The organism is Streptomyces sp. RP5T, assembly GCF_003933965.1.
Taxonomy (GTDB): domain Bacteria; phylum Actinomycetota; class Actinomycetes; order Streptomycetales; family Streptomycetaceae; genus Streptomyces.
In genome coordinates this window covers 1-1,008 of record NZ_RSAJ01001154.1, presented here as the reverse complement: position 1 = coordinate 1,008, position 1,008 = coordinate 1, and the positions used below count along the sequence as shown (strand labels likewise).

Here is a 1,008-nt window from a genome sequence, read left to right as displayed (position 1 = left end):
CCCCCACCGCTGAGCCCCCCGCCGTGTCATGGACCAGCGTCTTCGGGGAAGCCCTCCGGGAACTGGCCGAAGAGCGCCATGACCTGGTCGCCGTCACCGCCTCCATGCTCCGTCCCACCGGCCTGTATCCGATGGCGGTGAAGTATCCCGAGCGGGTCTTCGATGTGGGCATCGCGGAGCAGCACGCCGTCACCTCCGCGGCCGGCCTGGCGATGGGCGGCTTCCACCCCGTCGTCGCGCTCTACTCCACCTTCCTCACCCGGGCCGCCGACCAAGTCCTCATGGACGTTGCTCTGCACCGGATGCCGGTGACGTTCGTCCTGGACCGGGCCGGCATCACCGGCCCCGACGGTGCGTCCCACCACGGCATGTGGGACGCGACCCTGCTCAGCATGGTGCCCGGCATGCGTGTCGCCGCCCCTCGCGACAGCGGTCAACTGCGGGCCCAGCTGCATGAAGCGGTCGCCTACGACGAGGGCCCCAGCGCGCTGCGCTTCCCCAAGGGGACAGCCCTCCAGAACATCGAGGCAGTACACCGTGCGGGCGGCGTCGATGTCCTCTCGGAATCCGGGACGCGCGACGTCCTCCTGGTCTCCTACGGTGCGATGGCGCCCCAGTGCCTGCAGGCGGCCGGCCGGCTGTCCGAGGGCGGCACTGGAGTGACTGTCGCCGACCCGCGGTGGGCGATACCCGTCGCCCCGGAACTCCTCGACCTGGCCGCCCGGCACCAGCTGGTCATCACCGTGGAGGACAGCTCCCGCACCGGCGGCCTGGGCAGCACCTTGGCCCAGAGCCTGCGCGAGAACGCGATCACCACCCCGATCCACACGCTGGGACTGCCGCGCGCCTTCATCCCGCACGGCCGGCGCGAACAACTCCTCGCGAACGCGGGTCTGTCCGCGGCACAGATCGCCCGCGCCGTGCTCCGCGCTCTCGCCGGAGAGCCCATCCACCACGCCATGAGTTCCGACGGGAGCACCACATGACGGCCGTCGACCTGCCCCTGCC

General features: G+C 71.3%; 1 protein-coding gene. It reads left to right on the top strand.

Annotated features, from left to right (window positions below; translation table 11 throughout):
• Positions 1-986: transketolase C-terminal domain-containing protein (locus tag EHS43_RS45095; protein ID WP_312023483.1), on the top strand; the 986-nt coding region annotated here is incomplete at its 5' end.
• Between the last annotated feature and the right edge of the window lie 22 nt (positions 987-1,008).